The organism is Rhodococcus sp. 05-339-2 (assembly GCF_002258965.1).
Lineage (GTDB): Bacteria > Actinomycetota > Actinomycetes > Mycobacteriales > Mycobacteriaceae > Rhodococcoides.
On record NZ_NOYW01000008.1, the window covers coordinates 273,757 to 296,945 of the forward strand.

A 23,189-nucleotide genomic window follows, 5' to 3' on the forward strand; every position below is an offset into this window, starting at 1 on the left:
CGCCGGAAATGGGTGGGTGCCGCTGCCCGTAACGTCCGGTTCCTAGCCTGACATTCATGACCAGGCCCGAGGACGCTCGCCCACCGGTGCTGCAGATGTTCGGTTACGGTCTGCAACACATCCTCTCGATGTTCGGCGGCGTCATCGCCGTCCCGATCATCGTCGGCGGAGCGGCCGGACTCTCCGGGGCCGATCAGGCCCTGCTGATCTCCTGCGCGCTGTTCGTCAGTGGCGTGGCCACCGTGCTGCAAACGATCGGCATCCCGTTCTTCGGCTCGCAACTGCCGCTGGTACAGGGCATTTCGTTCGCATCGGTCTCGACGGTTCTGACGATCATCGCCGGCGCGGACGACGGGCGAACCGGACTGCGCACCGTGCTCGGAGCCGTTCTCGTGGCCGCGCTGATCGGATTGGCGATCGCCCCGTTCTTCTCCAAGATCGTTCGGTTCTTCCCGCCGCTGGTGACCGGCAGCATCATCACCGTCATCGGACTGTCGCTGATGCCGGTGGCCGCCCGCTGGATCACCGGCCAGGAACTGGTGGGCGGTGCCCCGAACCCGAACTACCTGGACCCCGGCAACATCGGGCTGGCGATGTTCACCCTCCTCGCCGTACTGGTGATGACCAAGATCCCCGGACTGTCGCGGCTGTCGATCCTGCTCGGACTCGTCGTCGGCACCATCGCGGCACTGATCGTCGGCAAGACCGACTTCGACGGCGTCGCCGATGCGTCCGTCGTGGCCGTCCCGACACCCTTCGCCTTCGGCTCCCCGATATTCGCAATCGGCGCGATCGTGTCGATGACCATCGTGATCCTGGTGATCATGGTCGAGACCACCGCCGACATCCTCGCCGTCGGCGAAGTGGTCGGAACCGACGTCGACTCCAAGCGCGTCGGCGACGGCCTGCGCGCCGACATGGTCTCCTCAGCCGTCGCCCCGATTTTCAACACCTTCCCTGCCACGGCCTTCGCCCAGAACGTCGGTCTGGTGGCGATGACCGGCATCAAGAGCCGCTTCGTCGTGGCGACGGGAGGTGGCGTGCTTGCACTGCTGGGCCTTTCGCCAATTCTCGCAGCCGTCGTCGGGGTCGTCCCGCTTCCGGTTCTCGGCGGCGCAGGCATCGCACTGTTCGGAACCGTCGCCGCCAGCGGTATCCGCACTCTCGGCAAGGTGAACTACGACAACAACTCCAACGTCGTCATCGTGGCGGTGACCTTGGCGTTCGGTCTCATACCTGTTGTCGCGAGCGACTTCTGGGACGAGTTCCCGGACTGGTTCGTCACGATCTTCCACTCCGGAATCAGTGCCGCCAGCATCGTCGCGGTGGTACTCAACGTATTCTTCAACGTGTTCAAGCCCGGAACTCCGCCGAACCCCTCGGTGGTGGCAGCGGGGCCGGCAGTGATGGTGCGTGAGGACGAAGCACGAATACTCCGTGAAGGCGGCAGCTTGCCCGACGATGTCTCCACCGCGAAGGCCGAGCCGCACAAGGCCGAGCCCGACAGGGATGCCTGACCGAAATCCTGCGCACCCTCGCCCGCGCGAGTAGCGTCCCGACCCAGACGAAGTACACCTAAATTGGAGGACATCTTGTCATTCGTTACCCGCACGAGTACGCGGAAGGCAGCACTCGGCGGCGTCGCGTCGCTCGGTGCCATCGCCCTGATCGCAGGCTGTGGATCCGCCCCCGAAGACGAAGGATCGGGCGGAGGCGGATCGAGTGACTTCCTGCCCTGCATGGTCTCCGACAGTGGCGGATTCGACGACAAGTCGTTCAACCAGCTCGGGTTCGAGGGCTTGACCGAAGCCTCCGAAGAGCTCGGCGTCGAGCCACGCACCGTCGAGTCCGCATCGCCCACCGACTACGGCCCCAACATCAACAACCTCGTCGATCAGGGCTGCAATCTCATCGTCACCGTCGGATTCGATCTGGCCGACGCCACCAAGGTGGCAGCCGAGGCCAACTCCGACATCGACTTCGCGATCATCGACGACTCCACGATCGATCTGCCGAACGTCAAGCCGCTGACCTACGACGCATCGCAGTCCGCATTCCTCGCCGGCTACGCGGCCGCGAGTTACAGCACCACCGGCGTGGTCGGTACGTTCGGTGGCTCCCAGCTGCCGACCGTCACCATCTTCATGGACGGCTTCGCAGACGGCGTGAACTACTTCAACGAGCAGAAGGGCGAAGCGGTCCGCGTCATCGGCTGGGACGTACCCTCGCAGAACGGCTCGTTCACCGGCGGATTCACCGCCAACGAGGTCGCGAAGAACACCGCCCAGGGTCTGATCGACCAGAACGCGGACGTCATCTTCCCGGTCGGCGGTCCCATCTATCAGAGTGCGGCACAGGCCATTCGCGACTCCTCGCGCCCGGTCGCCCTCATCGGTGCCGACGCCGACGTGTTCGAGTCCGACCCCTCGGTCGGTGACCTGCTGCTCACCTCGGTGACCAAGGGACTGAAGACCAGCGTCGACGAGGTCGTCGCCAACTCCGGTGCCGATGCGTTCGACAACACCCCGTACGTGGGCACTCTCGAGAACGACGGAGTCGGTATCGCACCGTTCCACGACTTCGAGTCCAAGGTCGACCCCGCGCTGCAGGGCGAGCTGGACACGATCAAGGCCGGCATCATCGACGGGTCCATCACCGTCGAGTCGCCGTCGGCACCCAAGTAGCACCAAGCGGTCGTAAAGGGATATGAAGCTCGAACTTCGCGGTATCACCAAACGATTCGGCTCGTTGATCGCCAACGACCACATCGATCTGAGCGTCGAATCCGGCGAGATCCACTGTCTCCTCGGCGAGAACGGTGCAGGCAAGTCCACGTTGATGAACGTGCTCAGTGGCCTGTATCGCGCCGAGGAGGGCCAGATTCTGCTCGACGACGTCGAGCAGAACTTCGCCGGACCGGGCGAGGCGATGGCCGCCGGAATCGGCATGGTGCATCAGCACTTCATGTTGATTCCGGTGTTCACCGTCGCCGAGAACATCGTGCTCGGCAACGAAACCACCTCGCTCGGTGGACGACTCGACCTCGTGGCAGCGCGGAAGCTGGTGCGGGAGATATCCACGAGGTTCGGCTTCGACCTCGATCCCGATGCTCTCGTCGACGACCTCCCCGTCGGCGTGCAGCAGCGGGTCGAGATCGTCAAAGCACTCTCTCGTGAGGCGAAGGTGCTCGTGTTCGACGAGCCGACAGCCGTCCTGACGCCGCAGGAGACCGACGATCTGATGCGGATCATGCGCGAACTCGCGGCGTCGGGCACCACGATCGTCTTCATCACCCACAAGCTGCGCGAAGTACGCGAAGTGGCCGACAAGATCACCGTCATCCGGCTCGGCAAGGTCGTCGGCGAAGCGAAGCCGACCGCCAGCAACACCGAGCTCGCGGCACTGATGGTGGGACGCGATGTGCAGCTGACCGTCTCGAAGGACCCGGCCACGCCCGGGGACGCGGCACTGGTGATCGAGAACCTGTCCGTATTCGACGCCCAGGGCAACAAGACCGTCGACGACGTCAGCCTCGAAGTCGCGGCGGGAGAGATCCTCGCCATCGCAGGCGTGCAGGGCAACGGTCAGACCGAATTCGTCGAAGCCCTACTCGGGTTGCAGGACAACGTATCTGGCAAGATCAGCCTCGACGGCAACTCGCTCGTCGGGTCGACGGTTCAGGACGTGCTCGACGCAGGCGTCGGCTTCGTCCCCGAGGACCGCACCGTCGACGGACTGGTGGGCGAATTCTCCATCGCCGAGAACCTGATGCTCGATCGCTCCAACAGCATGCCGTTCGTGCGACGCGGCGCGGTGCAACGCGAGTATCTGGAGAAGTTCGCATCGGACAAGCTCAGCGAATTCGACGTTCGCGCACCGGGAATCGGCACCGCCGTCGGACGCCTCTCCGGTGGCAACCAGCAGAAGGTGGTGCTCGCGCGAGAACTGAGCCGCGATCTGCGACTGTTCGTCGCTGCGCAGCCGACTCGCGGAATCGACGTCGGATCCATCGAATTCGTGCACAAACGCATCGTCGCCACCCGGGATTCGGGGATCCCGGTCATCGTGGTGTCGAGCGAACTGGACGAGGTTGCCGCACTGGCCGACCGCATCGCCGTCATGTATCGAGGAGCAATCGTGGGAATCGTCCCCGGGGATACGTCCCGCGAAACACTCGGATTGATGATGGGCGGTGAACGCGGTGAGTGAGGCCGAGCGGCCGTCGGTATCTCAGGAGCCGTCGAAGTCGCATGTCGTGTTGCGGCAGATCTTCACCGGCAGCGCGATCATCTCGGTTCTCGCGGTACTGCTCGCGTTGATCGTCGGGGCCGTGCTCATCGCCGCCACCAACTCGGCCGTGCAGGAATCGGCCGGGTACTTCTTCTCCCGTCCCTCGGACATGCTCGAGGCAGTCTGGGATTCCGTCGCCGGAGCGTACTCGTCGTTGTTCCAGGGCTCGGTGTACAACTTCCGGCGTCCGGGATTCGAGAACGGCATCCGTCCGCTGACCGAGACGCTGACCTTCGCCACTCCGCTGATCGTCGCGGGACTCGGTGTGGCACTGGCCTTCCGCGTCGGAATGTTCAACATCGGTGGCCGCGGCCAGATGCTCATCGCATCGGCGTGCGCAGGCTGGGTCGGCTTCGGAGTGAACCTGCCGGCCGGGATCCACCTCCTCGTGGCCGTCGTCGCCGGAGTCCTGGGCGGCGCAGTGTGGGGCGGTATCGCCGGATTCCTCAAGGCACGCACCGGCGCTCACGAAGTGATCGTCACCATCATGCTCAACTACATCGCGTTCTACCTCGTCGCGTATCTGCTGCGTACCCCCGGTGCTCTGCAGGCACCGGGATCGAACAACCCCAAGACCCCGCCCATCGCGTCGACTGCGGTGTTCCCCAAGCTCTTCGGCGACCGTTACAGTCTGCACCTCGGATTCGTGCTGGTGATCGTCGTGACCGTCGCGGTGTGGTGGCTGCTCGAACGGTCCAGTCTCGGATTCCGCTTCCGCGCCGTCGGCGAGAATCCGCACGCGTCGCGCGTCGCAGGCATGAACGTCAATCGGATCTACCTGTACGCGATGATCCTGTCGGGCGCCCTGGTCGGCTTGGCAGGAGTGGCGCAGGTGCTCGGCACCGTCACCACCGGCTTCAGCGCCGACATCGACGCCGGAATCGGGTTCGACGCCATCACCGTCGCACTGCTCGGCCGATCGAAACCCTGGGGCGTGTTCTTCGCGGGAATTCTGTTCGGCGCGTTCAAGGCCGGCGGGTTCGCAATGCAGGCAGCCGAGGGCGTACCGATCGACATCGTGCTGGTCGTGCAGTCGGTGATCGTGTTGTTCATCGCCGCGCCGCCACTGGTGCGAGCGGTGTTCCGATTGCCCAAACCAGGTGAAGAGAAACTCGCGAAAGCCGAGACCGCGAAGGTGAGTGCGCTGTGACCACCTCTACCGACGCCGTCGGTGCCCCCGCCGAGGCGGTGCTGGGTCGCAGCTGGAAGGTGCCCACGATCCTCGGGGTGGTGACCCTGCTCGCTCTGGTGCTGTTCGTCGTCAAGAAGGGTTCGGGCACAAGCACATTCGCGTTGGCGTCGGAGGGTGACTTCTTCGCGTTGCCCGCCGTGGGCGTGCCGTCGTTCGGCACCGGTCTCGCAGTGGTCGTCGCGCTGGCCGTCATCACCGCATACGCGGCGTTCCTGGCCTCGCAGTACCGCTCGGCACCGCTGTGGCTGCTCGCAGTGTTCGCCGTGCTGTTCGTCTTCGGGTTCCTGGCCTGGGCCGCGGACGGTGAGACCATTCCCGTTCCCGGATTGCTCATCGGCGCGGTCGCTCTGAGTACCCCGCTGATCTTCGGTGCCATGGGCGGCGTGATCTCCGAACGCGTCGGCGTCATCAACATCGCCATCGAAGGACAGTTGCTGGCAGGTGCGTTCGTCAGCGCCGTCGTCGCGTCGATCACCGGCTCCACGTACGTCGCGCTACTCGCTGCACTGATCGCCGGAGCGTTGACCGCGTCCCTGTTGGCCGTGTTCTCCATTCGCTACTTCGTGAACCAGGTCATCGTGGGTGTGGTGCTCAACGTGCTGGTGGTCGGACTGACCAGCTTCCTGTATTCGGTGGTGCTCACCAAGAACGCCGAGACACTCAACTCACCACCGCGCTTCGCGCGCATCGACATTCCGGTGCTCTCGCAGATTCCGATTCTCGGCCCGGTGCTGTTCCGGCAGACGCTCATCGTGTACCTGATGTACGTCGCGGTAGCTCTGGTTTTCCTCGGGTTGTTCCACACCAAGTGGGGCCTGCGACTACGCGCCGTGGGTGAACACCCGCAAGCTGCCGACACCGTCGGAATCAATGTCGCCCGCACCCGATTCTGGAACGTCTGCCTCGCCGGTGCCATCGCCGGCCTCGGTGGTGCGTACTTCACCCTGGGTTCGGTCGGAGCGTTCGGCAAGGAGATGACGGCCGGTGCCGGCTACATCGCTCTCGCCGCCGTGATCTTCGGGCGCTGGGATCCGGTACGCGCGACGCTGGCCGCACTGTTGTTCGGATTCGCGTCGAACCTGCAGAACGTATTGGGCATCATCGGCTCGCCGGTACCCAGTGAGTTCATGCTGATGCTGCCCTACGTGGTGACCATTTTCGCCGTCGCGGGCCTGGTGGGCCACGTCCGGGGACCGGCCGCAGCGGGCAAACCGTACGCGTCGCGAAGTTAGCCCTCCACTACCTGACTCGGCGGTAGGGTCGTACGTCCGTTGTGACCGCTTTCACTGTAGGGTTCGATCATTGTTGCCGCAGTTTTTCGAAGGAGAGCCATGAGCTTCCGCAGTCCCTTTCCCGATGTCGAGATTCCCGAACTCAGCGTCTACGACTTCCTGTTCGGATCGATCGCCGAGTCCGACCTCGACAAGCCTGCACTGATCGACGGAACGTCGGGTGCGGTCACCACCTACAAGACGCTGATCGGCCAGATCGACGCCATCGCGGGCGCTCTGGCCGCACGCGGACTCGAGGTCGGCGACGTCGTCGGACTCCACTCGCCGAACGTGCCCGCGTTCGCGTCGGTGCTGCACGGCATCCTGCGCGCGGGTGGAACTGCGACGACGATCAACGCGCTGTACACGGCAGAGGACATCGCCAAGCAACTCACCGGCTCGGGCGCGAAGTTCCTGTTCACCGTCTCCCCGCTGTACCCGCAGGCCAAGGCCGCCGCGGAGAAGGTCGGCCTCGACGCAGATCACGTCATCGTGCTCGACGGCGCAGAGGGCCACCCGAACCTGCGCGACCTGCTCACCCAGGGCGCACCCGCCCCCGAGGTCTCGTTCGATCCGGCCACGCACGTCGCGGTGCTGCCGTACTCCTCCGGCACGACGGGTGTGCCGAAGGGCGTCATCCTCACCCACCGCAACCTCGTCGCGAACGTGGCACAGATGGAACCGCGCGTCGGGATCGACAGCGACGACGCGATTCTGGCGCTGCTGCCGTTCTTCCACATCTACGGCCTGACGGTGCTGCTCAACATCGCGCTCAAGCTGCGCGCGCACCTGGTGACGATGCCGAAGTTCGACCTCGTCGAATTCCTGCGGATCATCCAGGATCAGAAGCTCACGTATCTGTTCATCGCACCGCCGGTGGCCGTCGCGCTCGCCAAGCACCCGATGATCGATCAGTACGACCTCTCCAGCGTGCACACCATCTTCTCGGGCGCGGCACCGCTGGACGAGGAACTCGGCAAGGCCGTCGCGAAGCGTCTGAACACGCGGGTGCGTCAGGGCTACGGCATGAGCGAGCTCAGCCCCGTCAGCCACGCCATTCCGTTCGATCGCGACGACATGCCGCTCAGCTCGGTGGGTCAGCCGCTGGCGAACACCGAGAACAAGCTCGTCGACCCGGGCACCCTCGAGGAGATCGAGCTGCCCACTGAGGGATTGAGCAAGCCAGGCGAGCTGTGGGTCAAGGGACCGAACGTGATGGTCGGGTACCTCAACAACCCCACCGCCACCGCAGAAACCCTCGATTCCGACGGTTACCTGCACACCGGCGACATCGCCGTCGTCGATCCCGAGGGTGTCGTCTACATCGTCGACCGCCTCAAGGAACTGATCAAGTACAAGGGCTACCAGGTGCCCCCGGCCGAGCTCGAGGCATTGCTGCTCACGCACGAGGAGATCGCCGACGCCGCCGTCATCGGAGTGCTCGACGACGAGGGCGAGGAAATCCCCAAGGCGTTCGTCGTCCGCCAGCAGGGTGCCACGATCGACGAAGAGGGCGTCATCGCCTTCGTCGCCGAGCGCGTGTCGCCGCACAAGAAGGTGCGACGCGTCGAGTTCATCGACATCGTCCCCAAGTCTGCGGCGGGCAAGATTCTGCGCAAGGACCTCCGTGCCGCGGAGACAGGCAAGTAGCTCGTCTCTCGAAAGCCCCAGCCGCGCCCTCCACCGTGCTCGACGGTGGAGGGCGCGGCTGGCTTCGTCTCACACCGGGGCGCTCACCGAGTTCCGGCGAGTGGCACGCAGGTAGTGGTCGACGGTGATCAGCGGGGGACGGTCGACAAGAGACAAGGGTGCCACGCTCATCGAGACCTGAGAGCCGGTGGTCGAGAATGTGGTGAACTCGGCTCCGGAATCGTTCAGGCCGAGGCGCGAGAACATCGTGGCGATGATCTGCCGACTCATGACCGCCAGCTCCGAGGTCGGTCGATTTCGATGCCGTCGGGTTCCCAGTCCGACCTGACCGATCGCGCCGATACCCAACCGGTCGCACGTATCGAGCAGGACACCGATTTCGACGCCGTAGCCGGGCGCGAACGGAAGTGCCTCCAAGAGGCGACGAGTCGCGGCGTATTCCCCGCCCAAGGGTTGGAAGACACCGGCGAGCTCGGGCCGAAGTGCCGTCAGCAGCGGCCGTACCGTCAGCTGCGTGACGCGGCCGCCGCCGTCCTCGTCGGTGGTGTCACCGATCGTCAGGGGTCGACGAAAGAAGCCTTTGACCAACTCGACGTCGTCGTCCATGACCAGGGGGCCGACGAGGGAGGGAACGAAGTGCGAACCGGGATCGACCAGATCGGAGTCGACGAACACCACGATGTCCCCCGAGGTCGCAGCCACGCCGCGCCACAGCGCTTCACCCTTGCCGCGGACCACGGGTGTGCCGGGTAGTGAGTCCTCCCTGGAGACGACTGTGGCACCGGCGCAGCGGGCCCGCGCGGCGGTGGCGTCGGTCGATCCCGAATCCAGCACCACCAGTTCGTCGATCAGGCTGCCCATATGAGGAGTCATCGAGGCGATGACGCCGGCAACGGTCTCCTCCTCGTCGAGAGCGGGTAGCACGACCGAGACGGTCCGGCCACGTTTGGCCCGAATGATGTCGGCGAGTGGCCACGGTGAGCGGGCCCAGGTGGCAGCCAGAGCCGGAGTGCCCGCAGCGTCGGTTCGGTTCATCGCTTTTCCTTCGTCATCGCTCGAGGAGTCACGGGTCAGGACGTGCCGGTCGGCAGCCCCAACGACGGTGCGATCACCGACCACGAGTCGTGCAGATCCTGTTGCCAGTAGGCCCAGGAGTGGGTCCCGTTGGGTCGGAAGTTGTAGGTGGCCTCGATGTCGAGCTCCTGCAAGCGTTTCTGCATCTGTTGCGAGCACACATCGGTCGTCGCCTCGATCACGGCGCCGACGGCGAGTTGCTGGGCGAGCTTGCCGTAATCGCTGCCGATTCCAGGACCACCAGGTACGTCGAATGCACCGGGCGCTCCCGTTCCGGACGAGATGTACACGTCGATGCCGCGCAAACCCTCGGCGTTGACGTAAGGGTCGTTGGCAATCCAGTCGGCGCTTCCCTGGGGTCCCCACATGTTGGCGGTCGACCCACCGCCGCGGGCTTCGACCACCGACCTGACGTACATGGCACCTACCGGGTCGCTGGTACGCGCGCATCCGCTGAACGCCGCGACGGATCGATACACCGACGGGTGGGCGATCGCCAACTGCAGGACGGACGTGCCTGCCATCGAGATACCGGCGACCGAATTCGCCCCGTTGCCGTCGAGCAGAGCATCCATCAACGGAGGAAGTTCCCGACCGAGGAAGGTGGACCACATGTTTCGGCCCAGAACCGGATCGTCGTGCAGCCAGTCGGTGTAGTAGCTCGCTGCGCCGCCGCGCGGGACCACCACGTTGACGTTCTTGTTTCCGAAGAAGCCGGCGATGTCGGTCTGATCGAACCAGCTGCTTCCCCCGTCGCCGCCCGCCGCTCCGTTGAGTAGGTAGAGCGTCGGTGAACCGGGTTGTGCCGACCGAAATACGTCGACCTGGATATCGCGGTCCATGGCTGCCGAATGCACCCACACGATGTCTCGTCGGTCGGCAATGCCCTCGACGCCGACCACCGACGAGGTGGTTTCGGCGGTAGCCGGTGCCGCCGTGCTCGACAGGAGAACGACGGCGGTAGCGAGCGCGCTCAGAGCCGACGAGGTCGCCTGACCGAGGCGAAATCGACTGGGCATCAATGGTTCCTGACATCGTGGGAGCAATGCGCGACAGGCCTGTGTCCGACGCGGTACGACCTCAGACGGTAGATCGGAACACTGTCATCGACAACAATGCTGACGATTGTTCAGTTTTGACACAGATATCCCGCGGATCGTTGTCAATTTTCCAAAATGCTCGTCGGCGGGTTTCTCGGCCTCGGCCCGGATGATGCACTGGCTCCTCCGACGCACTTCTCCGCGTCGAATCGCTCTGTCTCCTTCGAAAGGTTGTGTCGTGGTCGCATTCGGACTCATCGACGAGTGGAAACCCGCTCCAGGACCGCTCACCACGTGGTCACCCACCGTCGCTTCACGAGCTGCTGCCGCGGCCGCACCCGTCCACCCGGCACCGCCCTCGCACATCCAGCAGGCGTATCTCGAAGCCGCGTACCGCAACCGGGGATCGTCGTTCCGATTCTCCCGGCTGTGCCTGGTGACGTTCGAGATCGAAGGCGCACTGGACCGCGCCGCGATGGGGCGCGCATTCAACACGTTCGTCACCCGGCACGATTCGTTCCGCAGCTGGTTCTCCACCACGGCCGAAGGTTCCACGCGCCACCTCGTCGACATCGCCGACATCGCGCTCGAACCGACCGATTTCGGAGTGCCGGCGGACTCCGAGGCCATCCGGCGTCACGTGCAGGACAGCACCCCCGGTCCCGAGAGCTGGGATTGCTTCTCGTTCGGAACGATCGAACACGACGATCACTTCGTGGTGTACGCGGCGGTCGATCACCTCGACACCGACGGCATCTCGCAGGCTCTGACCTACTACGAACTGCGCCAGCTCTACCGCAATGCGGTGACGGGGGAGTCCGACGGCCTGTTCACCCCGGGCAGCTACCTCGAGTACTGCCAGCGTGAACGTCTCGAGAGCGACGCCACAACCCTGGACAGTCCTGCCGTTCGGACCTGGATCGATCTGGTCACCGACAACGGAGGTGATCTTCCGACATTCCCACTTCCGTTGGGACGCAGCAGTGTCGACTACACACGGACCTCGCACAGCTCGTTCCCGTTGTTCGACGGTGCCACGGCGCGGGCAGTGGACGAGGCGTGTGCAGCCGTGGGAGTCAAGTTCATCGGCGGAATCTTCGCCGCCGCAGCCCTGGCGGAGTACGAGCTCGCCGGCCGGGACAGCTACCTCGGGCTGACACCCAAGAGCACTCGGTCGACGCCGGGTGAATTCGCGTCGATCGGTTGGTACTCGAGCCTGATTCCGGTGCAATTCGACCTCGGTGAGCAGCCGACGTTCCGTACTCTCGCGGTGCTCGCGCAAGAGGCATTCGACTCCGGAAAGCTGCTGGCGAACACCTCGTACCACCGGGTGCTGGAGCTGGCCTTGCCGGAACACGGAATCACGACGCAGCCGGGATGGACCGCGCCGATGATCTCCTACGTCGACGTTCGCAAGCTACCGGGCGAAGCCGAATTGGACGCGGCGGGAGCCGGTCTCTACGGCAACCGCGGCAGCTCCGAGGAAGTCTTCATGTGGATCAACCGCTTCGAGGACCACACCGGCGTCGAGTTCCTGTACCCGGGCACGGACGAGGCCGACCGTTCGATCGACCTGTACTTCTCCAAGATCTCCGAAATCTACTCCGCCGTGGTCGACAAGGGTGACTACATTCCACAGCCGCCCGAGGCTCACGTGTTCGCCCACGAGCTTCCGGACGTCAGCCGGGTATGACGCACCATCGCCGCGGCTCGTGGCTGACGCTGGGTGCCTGTCTGCTGGCCGTCACGATGCAGATGATCGACGTCACCGCCGTCACCGTGGCGTTGCCGACGATCGCGCGTGACCTCGACGCGTCGGGCACCGGGCAGGTCTGGATCCCGACGGCGTACCTGCTCGCGTTCGCCTGCGCGCTGCTCACGATGGCACGCGCCGGTGAGGTCTTCGGTCGCAGAACGGTATTCGTCACCGGCACTGTGCTGTTCGCCGTGACATCGGTGCTCTGTGCGTACGCGCCGACGGTCGAACTGCTCGTCCTCGCTCGCGTGTTGCAAGGGCTCGCGGGAGCGGCGATGTCGGCCCAGACGGTGGCGATCGTGACAGCGGCCTACTCCGGCACCCGGCGCACCACCGCGTTCGCGCTGTACGGTGGCACCGCGGGGCTGACCGGACTCGCCGGGCCGTCGATCGGCGCAGCGCTGCTGCACCTCGACATCCTCGGAACCGGTTGGCGCGCACTGTTTCTGATCAACGTCCCGATCTCCGCTGCGGCAGTCGTTCTCGGTCGCAGATTCGTCGCACCGGGTTCCGAGCAGGTCCCGGCAGGACACGGAGGACGGTTCGACGCGGTCGGTGCCGCCCTGTGGTCGATCGGGGCTCTGCTGATCGTCTGCCCCGTCATGATCAGCTCGAGTGCCCTCGCTGCCATGCCCGCGGTTGCGCTCGGTCTGACGACCCTGGCCGGGTTCGTGGTGTGGGAGCGTCGTCGACGTGCAGCGGGAGCGCACGCCATGGTGAACATCGGTGTCTTCGGTGCACGCGGATTCTCCGTGGGATGTGCCGTGTCGGCCCTCGTGTACGGCACTTTCACCGGATTCGTTCTGACGATGTCGGTGACACTGCAATCCGGACTGAGTGAGAGCGCGTCGACGGTGGCAGCGATCACCGTTCCCTTCGCGCTCGGAGCCGTGCTCGCCTCCGCGGCTGCGCCGATCTCGTTCCGCCACTGGGATTGTCGAGTCGTTGTGGCCGGTGCGGGGGCTATGGGACTGGCTCTGCTCGTTCTCGGCGTCACCACCGAGTATCTCGACAGTGCAGGCTTCCCCTGGTGGGCGGTCGTCCCGCTCGGTGTGCTCGGCGCGGGTCTCGGGTCGGTGATCGCGCCGCTGCAGAGCACCATCGTCGCCGGGGTGGCCCCGCACGCCATCGGCTCGGCGTCGGGGATCATGCCGACCGTCCAGCAAGTGGGATCTGCTGTGGGTACTGCGGTCACCGGTGCCGTGTACTTCAACCTGCTTCCCGCGGAGCCGGTCGCCGCGGACTACCTGACGTCGCAGCGGGCGGTGCTGTTCGGGCTGGCCGCGACCATGGGGTTGGCCACCGCAGTCGCGGCCGCGCTGCCCCGCGGCGATCGCGAGTCGGTCGACCGCAACTCGCCGATGGTCTCCCAGGGTGCGCCGTGACTGTTTCGAAGTCGATTGTCCGTCAACGGTATCCGAATATCTCTCACCCGAACCTTGCGTTCGGGCCGATCGAAATCGAGAAGAATTTCGCCATGCTTCGCACCCTCGTGACCCTCACACTCGTCGTCGGGCTGATGTCGCTGTTGTTCGCTTCGGCTCCCCACGCGTCGGCAGCGCCCGGTGATCCGGCCCCGGTACCAGGCACGTTGTACGCGGCGGCTGCAGACCTGAACGGAAAGAACAACGGTGATGTCGTTGCCAGTCGGCGGTTTTCGAGCCCCCTGTATCCCGGCGCCGACATCTGGCAGCTCCAGTACCGGTCGTCCGATTCCCGAGGCGACGCCATCGCCGCAGTGACAACCGTTCTGGCACCGATGAACCGCGCACCCGGCGGGCCTCTACTGTCGTATCAGCCGTTCGTCAACGCGCTCGGGCTGCAGTGCGCTCCGTCGGAGTCTCTGTTCGGTGCCGACCCGACGACCGGCGTGCAGGAACGTGAATTTCTCAATCTCGCGCTGATGCGTGGATGGACCGTGGCGGTACCGGACCATCTCGGGCCGAAAAGTGCGTACGGCGCAGCCAAGTTGGGCGGACAGATCACGCTCGACGGCGTCCGCGCCGCACAGCGCGTGCCGGAACTCGGTTTGGCAGCGAGCCCGGTAGGTATGGCCGGCTACTCCGGTGGCGGAATGGCGACGGCGTGGGCCGCGGCGCTCGCTCCCAGCTACGCACCCGAGCTGAACATCGTCGGTGCCGCAGCCGGAGGTGTGCCCGCAGATCTGGACAGCATCGCCCGTGCATTGGGTTTTCAGCCCCACCAGGCATTCGGTCTCGCGTTCGCCGCCGCCCTCGGACTCGAACGCGAGTACCCGGATCGCTTGCCGATCACCGCACAACTCAGTTCCACCGGTTTGGCGTTGAAGGATCAGGTGTCGAATGCGTGCACGCCGGTGATCCTGGCGACCGGAGCGTTCAAGAGTGCGCTGGCCGTCTCGACCACCACCTCTTTGGTGGACAGCCCCGAGGCACAGCAGATCATCGACGAGAACAGTCTGGTCAAGTACGCAGGTGTGCCGACGGCACCCACACTTCTGTGGGGAAGCGACAACGATCCGCTGATTCCGATCGGTGCGCTGCGTGACACTGCTGCGCGGTACTGCGCGAGTGGGGCCACGTTGCAGTTTGACGTCGTCCATGCACCGCAGCACATCCAGGCGGCATTCGAGGGGCTTCCCGCAGCACTGACATTCCTGGACAACAGGTTTCGGGGCGTCGCGCCGCCGACCAACTGCCTCCGATGAGACGGTGGGCAACTGTCGTCGCTGCTGTGACGACAGCTCTGGTTGCGGCGTCGGTGCCCGGATACGCAGCGGATCTTCCGGTCCTGGCACCGCAGACGCTCGGCGGCTTCTCGGTGCAGACTCGGTACTTCGACATCGCAGTGGGACCCGAACGCGATCAGCACTGCACCGTCGTCGGAGATATCTATGTTCCTGCCGGGCTCGGACCGGACCACCGAGCCCCGGCCATTCTGACCAGCAACGGTTTCGGCGGGTCCAAGGACGACCAGGCAGGTGCCGCTGCCAGATTCGCCACCCACGGCTACGTGGTGCTGTCCTACTCGGCCCTTGGTTTCGGCGGCTCGACGTGCAAGATCTACTTCGCCGATCCTGATTACGACGGGATGGCCGCGTCGGCTCTCGTCGGCTACCTCGCAGGCGAGAGCGGCGGAGTGTTCACCGACCCCGCACGGACGGTGGCCGCTCCGGCACTCGACGTGGTTCGACTCGACGGACCCGGTGACCCGCGCGTCGGCTACCTCGGCGGTTCCTACGCCGGCGCAACAGGATTGGCCACGGCATCGGTCGATCCACGATTGGACACCGTGGCGTCGATGATCACCTGGAACGATCTGGCGCGGTCGATGGCACCGGACGGGGCGGGCCGCAGATCCGTCGGACCGGTCAAGAGCGTGTTCGGGTCGGCGTTTCTGGCCGCGGGCGCAATTCTGACCGGCCCGGGCGGATACGCAGTCGATCCGGCACGGGCGCAGGGGTGCCCGAACTACGCCCAGTGGGTGTGCGACGCCGCGTCCGCCTTCGCTGCCAATCGTGAACCCGGCCCGGAAACTCTGGCGGCGATGCGTCACGTATCGCCGGTGGACTACCTCGATCGCGTCGATGTCCCGGTGTTGCTCACGCAGGGCCAGAAGGATTCACTGTTCAGCCTCGACGAGGCGGCCGCCACCTACGAGACCTTGCGTTCGCGTGGCGTCGAGACGTCCATGATCTGGCACTCGTGGGGACACAACGATCGGAAGGGTTATCCGGGAGAGTTCGACATCAAGGCACCCGACCCGTTCACTCAGCACGAAGCGGCACTGGTGGGCAACTGGCTCGACCGACACCTCAAAGATCGCGACGTCGACCCGGGGCCGGCATTCACCTATTTCCGAGATTGGGTGCCCTACCGCGGCGTCGCGTCGCCCGCGTACGTCGAATCCGAGACATTTCCGGTAGGTGCCCGACGCACGTTTCAGTTGTCGAATGGATCGCTGTCCGAGGGTGATTCGACGAATGGTGTTTGGAAACAGACGATTCGGGGTGCAGGTGCGTCGATGCCCACCACGTTCGGACTGCCGAATCTCGCGGGCGAGTTGCCCGTGCCACGGGTCTCGTTACCCGGTTCTGCCGCGAATTGGACGACCCCGCCACTGACCGAACCCATCGATGTCGTCGGCGCACCGACGTTGTCCATCAGTCCCACGGTGTCCGGTCCCGCGACCGTCTTCGTCACCGTGCTCGACGTAGCACCCGACGGTGCGCGCAGTCCGATCCATGGACTGGTTGCACCTGCCGTACTCAGCGGATCCGGCGAGCCGGTGACCATCTCGCTACCGAGCATCGTCCATCGATTCGACCTCGGACACCGCATCGCCGTCGAGATCACCGCGTCGGATCCGTCCTTCGCGGGTGGGCCGGGCCCAGCGGACGTCGTCGTGTCCTCGACGGATCCGATCAACCAGTTCTCCCTTCCCGTAGTTCCGTGATCTTCGATCTTGCTCACTCCGAAAGGCGCACCGTGATCCGAAAGCTCTCGACCCTGGGGTCCATCCTGGTGGCACTCTGCGTGTACCTGTTCGCAACGGGCACAACAGCGTCGGCGGCTCCCGCGCCGACGGCCCCCGATCCGGACGTCTTCTATGCGGCACCGGCCGACATCGCCGATCACGCGCCGGGTGACATCCTGGCCAGCCGTCGTGCGGACGCCTGGATGTACCCCAACACCGACATCTGGCAACTGAAGTACCGGTCCACCAACTCCGCAGGTGCACCGGTTGCCGCAGTGACCACGGTGCTGATGCCCCGAGGTAGAGGCGCCGGAACCCCGCTGGTGTCCTACCAGGCCGTCATCAATGCTCTGGGCGTCAAATGTGCCCCTTCGCACGGACTTTTCACCTACGAGATCGGTGAAGCGCCGAGCCTGTACCTCGGTATGGTCGCCCGCGGTTGGGCGGTTGCGGTGCCGGACTACCTCGGACCGACCGGTGCCTACGGCGCTGCCGAGTACGAAGGTCGGTTGACGCTCGACGGGGTTCGAGCCGTGCAGAACTTCGAGCAGTTGCCGCTGAAGGACAGCCCCGTCGCGTTACTGGGTTACTCCGGAGGCGCACTGGCGACATCGTGGGCCGGTGCGATGGCACCCACCTACGCGCCGGAGCTGAACATCGTGGCCAGCGTGCACGGCGGAACTCCCGCCGACCTGGGATTGATCGCAAAGAACCTGGGCTACAGTGCCATTCCGCATCCGGCCTTCGGAATGGCGCTGGCGGCATCCCTCGGACTCGAACGTGAATACCCGACGGAGTTCCCCGTCTCGGAGAACCTCAATGCGGCGGGTCTGGCCCTGCGAGATCGTGTGAGCAACGAATGCAGGCGTCCCATCATCATCGGCGGAGCCTTCAAGAGCGCCCGGGACCTGTCGAACGTCGACATTGCCTCGCTGCCTTCTGCGCAGGCGGTTCTGAAGAAGAACAGTCTCGTGGAGTACGAGGGCGTTCCCACCGCCCCGGTGTACATCTGGCATGGGATCAACGACTTCATCACTCCCTTCGCACCGGTGAAAGAGACGGTCGACCGCTACTGCGCAGCGGGGGCAACAGTGCAGTTCCGGGCCTACCCACTCGCCGAACACTTCAGCGGATCGCTCGTCGGACTGCCCGAGGCCTACGCCTACGTGGACGCGCGATTCCGAGGGGAGCCGGCTCCGTCGAATTGCGGCTGACCTCTGCTCGATGGTGACCTCACACCTTTTCTGACGACTGCGCGCCCTTGCTCTGAAGTGAGCGGGGGCGCGCACTCGTCAGTAGGTGTGTGAGGTCGTCGCGGAACCGAACCGACATTCGCCGCGTCGAACCAGAGGTGAGGGCAACGCGGTGGTGGGTGGCGGGTCTGGTCGGCGTGATGGCATTGGTCGTCGGATGCGGCGGGGCGACGAAGAGCGCGCCGGCTGCAGAGCCGACGAGCTCGGTGGTCGCGACACCGGTGGAAGACGAGCCATGGGATCCCTGCACCATCCCGAACGACGCCATCGAGGCAGCGGGATTGGATGTGAACAGCAAGAGCACGAACCTGTTCGGAGACGCGCCGTTGTCCACCGACTGGATGATCTGCGCCTGGAGGAACCCCGATCCAGGCTCCTGGTACTTCCTTGGAGTGTTCTCGTCGGACCACGATCTCGCGTATCTGAAAGGGAATGACCAGTTCGGTGAGTTTACCGTAGTGAATGGCACTGGGGCAGTTCAGTTTCGGCGAACTGCGAATTACGACGAGGTCAGCTGTGGTGTCGCCTACGAAGTGGTCGGAGGAATTGTCTACTTCATTCTGGACGGGAGGGCTTCTCGCGAGCCACTAGGTGATCCATGTGTAGAGGTCGAGCGTGTCGGAAGCGCGCTCCGCCCATTATTGCCACCGTCGAACCGATAGTAAGGAGCAGCTATGGGATCGGGTCCTGACGAGCTTGCGGCTGCCAGGCTGACGTGGCGGGCATTGGCCGCGCAGGCGGAGTCGGGTCATCTGGAAATTCCGGAGGGCGTCGCAATTCAGTGCGACAAAGTATGCGCCGAATACATCTTGCATCTCGAGTTGATGTTGGAGAAGACAAAATGGTTGGTCGATGTCGACGCGTTCGGCACGCTTCCTTCGGCTCAGCAGCTGGGTCGCAAGTTCAAGCGACTTGCCGATGGGGAAGAGCGGTCGGCGGCTGTTGCGATCAGGCAACATATCGAAGTCATCGAATTGATGCGCTCGGTGTTTCGTCGCTATTTCGTCGAGACCGAGGAGCTCGATGAGAGTGTGGGAGCTCGAATCGGCGCGATCGGGGCGGACCTGGGGGAGTGAGCCGGTAACCTCACACCCTTTCTACCGACCTCACACACCAGCCAGGACTCGAACCCCAGCACGCAGTCGGGAAAAGGGGTGTGAGGTGCCGACACTACCCACGGCGAAGCGTCGACCAATGTCCGAAATGTCCGTAATACTGAACTCTCGCAACACAATAGAGACAACGCTCACGAATGGGATGACCTAGTCTGCGATCGTGAATCTATCCGCTGCCCGCCTGTCTCCGATGCGACCGCGTGATCCCGAGGAACCGCATCGGGCAGCGAGTCCACTCGAGTTGTTCTTCGACCTGGTGTTCGTGGTGGCCGTCAGCATTGCTTCGGTTCGACTCCATCACGACCTCACCGAGAATCACGTCGCCCACGGCCTGGTCGGCTACGCGCTCGTGTTCTTCGCGATCTGGTGGGCGTGGATGAACTTCACGTGGTTCGCGACGTCCTTCGACACCGACGACTGGCTGTATCGGACGCTGACCGTCGTACAGATGGCCGGGGTGTTGGTGCTCGCCGCCGGAATCGAATCGGCGTTCGTGGACCAGGATTTCGCGATCGTTGTGCTCGGTTACGTCGTGATGCGGGTGGCCATGGTGACGCAATGGGTCCGAGCCTCGAAGAGTCCCGAACTTCGCGCGACCGCTCTGACCTACGCGGGAGGCATTGCGGGAGTTCAGGTTCTGTGGATTCTCTGGGTACTGCTGCTCGACGGCACCGCCGCGATCGTCGTGTTCGTCGTACTCGCGGGCGTCGAGATGTCGGTACCGCTGATCGCCGAGCGGCAGGGCACGACACCGTGGCATCCGCACCACATCACCGAACGCTACGGACTGTTCACACTGATTCTGCTCGGCGAATCCCTACTCGCGTCGGCCAACGCGATCATCGAGGCAATTCACGACGAGACCGCCCTCGCACCACTGATCTCGATCTCCGTCCTCACTCTCGTCGTCACCGCGAGCCTGTGGTGGATCTACTTCTGGCCCCCGCATCACCGAGCGATCGGAAAATTCGGCAACTCGGTGATCTACGGCTACGCCCACTACTTCATCTTCGCGGCAGCAGGCGCGTTCTCGGCCGGCATCGAGGTCGAGATCGACGTACTGACCGAGCACAGCAAGCTCGGCGACACCGCCGCGTCGTTCACGGTCACGATCCCGATCGCGGTGTTCGTGTTCGGGGTCTGGCTGATCGCTATCCGTGCCCACGCCGATCGAGTGGTCAACGTCGTCGTCCCCACCGGTGCCGTGCTCGTGCTGTTCGACCCCGTCATTCCCATCCCGATCACCCTCACCGCCGTCGTGATGATCGTCGTCGTCGGCGTGCTCGTCGTACGCGGGCCGGCGCAGCCGGAGCATGAGAAACTGACCACATGAGTATCGGAACCTTGATTCTGCTTCGTCACGGCGAGAGCGAATGGAACGCGTCCAACCAGTTCACCGGTTGGGTGGACGTGCGACTTACCGAGAAGGGTGAGGCCGAGGGCAAGCGCGCAGGCCAGCTCCTCGCCGAGGCGGGCATCCTGCCCGACCTGCTGTACACCTCGCTGCTGCGTCGCGCGATCAGCACCGCCAACCTCGCACTCGACGCGGCCGACCGGCACTGGATACCCGTCGTTCGCGACTGGCGTCTGAACGAACGGCACTACGGCGCACTGCAGGGACTGAACAAGGCCGAGACCAAGGACAAGTACGGCAACGAGCAGTTCATGCTGTGGCGTCGTAGCTACGACACCCCGCCGCCGCCCATCGAGATCGGCAGCGAGCACAGCCAGGACGCCGATCCGCGCTACGCCCATCTGGACAGCGTTCCGCTGACCGAATGCCTCGCCGACGTCGTCGAGCGCCTGATCCCGTACTTCGAGGAGACGATCGTCGCCGACCTGAAGGCAGGCAAGAACGTCCTCGTCGCCGCGCACGGCAACTCGCTGCGCGCTCTCGTGAAGTATCTCGACGAGATCTCCGACGCGGATATCGCCGAACTGAACATCCCCACCGGCATTCCGCTGCAGTACGACCTCGAGGAGGTCGACGGAAAGCTGAAGCCCACCAACCCGGGCGGCACCTACCTCGATCCGGAAGCAGCGGCCGCAGGCGCAGCTGCCGTGGCAAACCAGGGCGGCAAGTAGCGCCACCTCCCGCAAACCGACGTTTTGTCGTAACTGCAGGTGAACGATCGAAGAACACTGCCGACGGGGACTATGACGACCAGGGAAATGCCTGCACCCTGCGTATGTGAGCTGTCCATCGAACGTACGATTCCGGTGTGAGTGTCGCATCGGCCGTACTACTGGCTATCGCCGCGGCCTTCGTGGGATACCTCGTCGGCGGTGTTCTGATCCCGTACCTCAACACTCGACACTCGGAGCGTCGCCGAGCCAGCTCCGGCCTGACGATGTCGCAGGTACTGGACCTGATCGTCCTCGCATCGGAGAGTGGCATCGCCGTCGTCGACCAGTTTCACGACGTGGTGCTGTTCAACCCGCGCGCCGAGGAGCTGGGACTGGTGCGTAACCGTCTGATCGACGATCGTGCCTGGGAGACCGTTCTCAAGGTCCTGGCCGACGGAAACCCCGTCGAGGTCGACCTCAGCTCGAAGAACCCGAGAACCGGCCGCGACAAGATCGCCGTCCGCTGCGTTGCGCGCCTGCTGAGCAAGGAAGACAAGCGCTTCGTGGTGCTGTTCGCCGACGACGACTCGGAGCAGGTCCGGATGGAGGCGACGCGTCGGGACTTCGTCGCCAACGTCAGCCACGAACTGAAGACCCCCGTCGGCGCGATGAGCCTGCTGGCCGAGGCGCTGCTCGAATCGGCCGACGATCCGGACTCCGTCCGGCACTTCGGCGGCAAGGTCGTCGCCGAATCCAAACGGCTCGGCAACATGGTGACCGAACTGATCGCGCTCTCGCGACTCCAGGGAGCCGAGAAGCTACCCGACCTCGAGGTGGTCGACGTCGACACCGTCGTCAACGAGGCGATGGATCGATCCAAGCTCGCCGCCGAGAACGCCGGAATCTCCGTCACCACCGACCACCCGAGCGGCCTCGAGGTCCTCGGAGACCAAGCGCTGTTGGTGACGGCCCTGGCCAACCTCATCCAGAACGCCATCGCCTACTCCTCGGACGGCTCGCCCGTTTCGGTGAGCCGAGCTCTGCGCGGAGATAACGTGGCTTTCGCCGTCACCGACCGCGGCATCGGCATCGCCAAGGCAGACCAGGAACGCGTCTTCGAGAGATTCTTCCGCGTCGACAAAGCTCGGTCGCGGGCCACCGGTGGCACGGGCCTCGGCCTGGCCATCGCCAAACACGTCGCAGCCAACCACAACGGCAGCATCTCGCTGTGGAGCAAGCTGGGCACCGGATCCACCTTCACCCTCCAGATCCCTGCGTACTTCGAAGAAGAAGACGACGCTTCGGTTACAGAAAGAGAGAATCAGTGACCAACGTTCTGATCGTGGAAGACGAAGAGTCGTTGGCCGATCCACTGGCCTTCCTGCTCCGCAAGGAAGGCTTCGAGGCCACCGTCGTCGGAGACGGACCGTCGGCACTGGCGGAATTCGATCGCGCAGGAGCCGACATCGTGTTGCTCGACCTCATGCTCCCCGGCATGAGCGGAACCGACGTGTGCAAGCAATTGCGTTCGCGCTCAGGGGTTCCCGTCATCATGGTGACCGCACGCGACAGTGAGATCGACAAGGTCGTGGGGCTCGAACTCGGTGCCGACGACTACGTCACCAAGCCGTACTCGGCACGCGAACTCATCGCCCGCATCCGCGCAGTTCTTCGGCGCGGCTCCGACGCCGAGGTCGACGGTGGAGTCGACACCGGAGTGCTCGAAGCCGGACCGGTGCGCATGGACGTCGAACGCCACGTGGTGATGGTCGGATCCGAGCAGATCACGTTGCCGCTCAAGGAATTCGACCTACTCGAGTATCTGCTGCGCAACTCCGGTCGAGTGCTGACCCGCGGGCAGTTGATCGACCGCGTGTGGGGAGCCGACTACGTGGGCGACACCAAGACACTCGACGTGCACGTCAAGCGACTGCGCTCGAAGATCGAATCCGATCCGGCCAAGCCGGAACACCTGGTGACCGTGCGCGGACTGGGCTACAAGCTCGAGGGGTAGAGCCTGCGGCAT

19 protein-coding genes are annotated in these 23,189 nt (G+C 64.6%); 17 read left to right on the forward strand and 2 right to left on the reverse strand.

Annotated elements, in window-relative coordinates:
• The first annotated feature begins 56 nt into the window (after positions 1-56).
• The 6 genes from CH273_RS07585 to CH273_RS07610 all read left to right on the forward strand — a co-directional run bounded on the left by CH273_RS07585 (position 57) and on the right by CH273_RS07610 (position 8,403).
• Positions 57-1,517, forward strand: coding sequence for a nucleobase:cation symporter-2 family protein (locus CH273_RS07585; RefSeq protein WP_032393862.1), 1,461 nt, complete (start codon positions 57-59; stop codon positions 1,515-1,517).
• A gap of 75 nt (positions 1,518-1,592) precedes the next feature.
• Entirely contained in the window at positions 1,593-2,684 is a 1,092-nt protein-coding gene (locus CH273_RS07590; RefSeq protein WP_230596611.1) for a BMP family lipoprotein, read from the forward strand.
• A 22-nt stretch (positions 2,685-2,706) separates the two neighbouring features.
• Positions 2,707-4,209, forward strand: a complete 1,503-nt coding sequence (locus tag CH273_RS07595) for an ABC transporter ATP-binding protein (protein WP_032393864.1) — start codon at positions 2,707-2,709, stop codon at positions 4,207-4,209.
• Positions 4,202-5,440, forward strand: coding sequence for an ABC transporter permease (locus CH273_RS07600; protein WP_045200973.1), 1,239 nt, complete (start codon positions 4,202-4,204; stop codon positions 5,438-5,440). The genes CH273_RS07595 and CH273_RS07600 overlap by 8 nt, the downstream gene beginning before the upstream one ends.
• Positions 5,437-6,714, forward strand: coding sequence for an ABC transporter permease (locus tag CH273_RS07605; RefSeq protein ID WP_045198883.1), 1,278 nt, complete (start codon positions 5,437-5,439; stop codon positions 6,712-6,714). The genes CH273_RS07600 and CH273_RS07605 overlap by 4 nt, the downstream gene beginning before the upstream one ends.
• 99 nt (positions 6,715-6,813) lie before the next feature.
• The gene (locus CH273_RS07610; protein ID WP_032393865.1) at positions 6,814-8,403 is read left to right on the forward strand and encodes an AMP-binding protein; all 1,590 of its coding nucleotides are present in this window, start codon (positions 6,814-6,816) and stop codon (positions 8,401-8,403) included.
• 69 nt (positions 8,404-8,472) lie between these two features.
• Here the strand turns inward: CH273_RS07610 and CH273_RS07615 are convergent, their stop codons facing one another.
• Together CH273_RS07615 and CH273_RS07620 are read right to left on the reverse strand one after the other, a co-directional pair.
• On the reverse strand, positions 8,473-9,438 hold the full coding sequence (locus CH273_RS07615; RefSeq protein WP_032394160.1) for a glucosyl-3-phosphoglycerate synthase: 966 nt from the start codon (positions 9,436-9,438) through the stop codon (positions 8,473-8,475).
• Between the two features lie 35 nt (positions 9,439-9,473).
• A complete protein-coding gene (locus CH273_RS07620) occupies positions 9,474-10,496 on the reverse strand; it encodes an alpha/beta hydrolase (RefSeq protein ID WP_032393866.1) in 1,023 nt (340 codons plus the stop codon).
• Between the two features lie 259 nt (positions 10,497-10,755).
• Between CH273_RS07620 and CH273_RS07625 the strand changes: the two genes are divergently transcribed.
• From CH273_RS07625 to CH273_RS07675, 11 genes are all read left to right on the forward strand, one after another.
• A complete protein-coding gene (locus tag CH273_RS07625; RefSeq protein WP_032393867.1) occupies positions 10,756-12,210 on the forward strand; it encodes a condensation domain-containing protein in 1,455 nt (484 codons plus the stop codon).
• Positions 12,207-13,658 (forward strand): MFS transporter, encoded by a 1,452-nt coding sequence (locus CH273_RS07630; protein WP_052049242.1) that lies wholly within the window; start codon positions 12,207-12,209, stop codon positions 13,656-13,658. Before CH273_RS07625 ends, CH273_RS07630 begins: the two co-directional genes overlap by 4 nt.
• Positions 13,659-13,750: 92 nt before the next feature.
• Entirely contained in the window at positions 13,751-14,959 is a 1,209-nt protein-coding gene (locus CH273_RS07635; protein ID WP_032394162.1) for a lipase family protein, read from the forward strand.
• Between the two features lie 26 nt (positions 14,960-14,985).
• On the forward strand, positions 14,986-16,707 hold the full coding sequence (locus CH273_RS07640) for a CocE/NonD family hydrolase (protein ID WP_052049243.1): 1,722 nt from the start codon (positions 14,986-14,988) through the stop codon (positions 16,705-16,707).
• Complete coding sequence (locus tag CH273_RS07645; protein ID WP_442981389.1) at positions 16,707-17,942, forward strand: lipase family protein; 1,236 nt, start codon at positions 16,707-16,709, stop codon at positions 17,940-17,942. Before CH273_RS07640 ends, CH273_RS07645 begins: the two co-directional genes overlap by 1 nt.
• 158 nt (positions 17,943-18,100) lie before the next feature.
• Entirely contained in the window at positions 18,101-18,643 is a 543-nt protein-coding gene (locus tag CH273_RS07650; RefSeq protein WP_082322359.1) for a DUF3558 domain-containing protein, read from the forward strand.
• A gap of 12 nt (positions 18,644-18,655) precedes the next feature.
• A complete protein-coding gene (locus CH273_RS07655; RefSeq protein ID WP_032393870.1) occupies positions 18,656-19,057 on the forward strand; it encodes a hypothetical protein in 402 nt (133 codons plus the stop codon).
• 229 nt (positions 19,058-19,286) lie between these two features.
• Positions 19,287-20,429, forward strand: coding sequence for a low temperature requirement protein A (locus tag CH273_RS07660; RefSeq protein WP_032393871.1), 1,143 nt, complete (start codon positions 19,287-19,289; stop codon positions 20,427-20,429).
• Positions 20,426-21,181 carry a phosphoglyceromutase gene (locus CH273_RS07665; protein WP_032393872.1) on the forward strand — a complete coding sequence of 252 codons (756 nt, stop codon included), beginning with the start codon at positions 20,426-20,428 and terminating at the stop codon, positions 21,179-21,181. The genes CH273_RS07660 and CH273_RS07665 overlap by 4 nt, the downstream gene beginning before the upstream one ends.
• Positions 21,182-21,318: 137 nt before the next feature.
• Complete coding sequence (locus CH273_RS07670) at positions 21,319-22,491, forward strand: sensor histidine kinase (protein ID WP_032393873.1); 1,173 nt, start codon at positions 21,319-21,321, stop codon at positions 22,489-22,491.
• Positions 22,488-23,177 (forward strand): response regulator transcription factor, encoded by a 690-nt coding sequence (locus tag CH273_RS07675; RefSeq protein WP_032393874.1) that lies wholly within the window; start codon positions 22,488-22,490, stop codon positions 23,175-23,177. Before CH273_RS07670 ends, CH273_RS07675 begins: the two co-directional genes overlap by 4 nt.
• Positions 23,178-23,189: the final 12 nt, after the last annotated feature.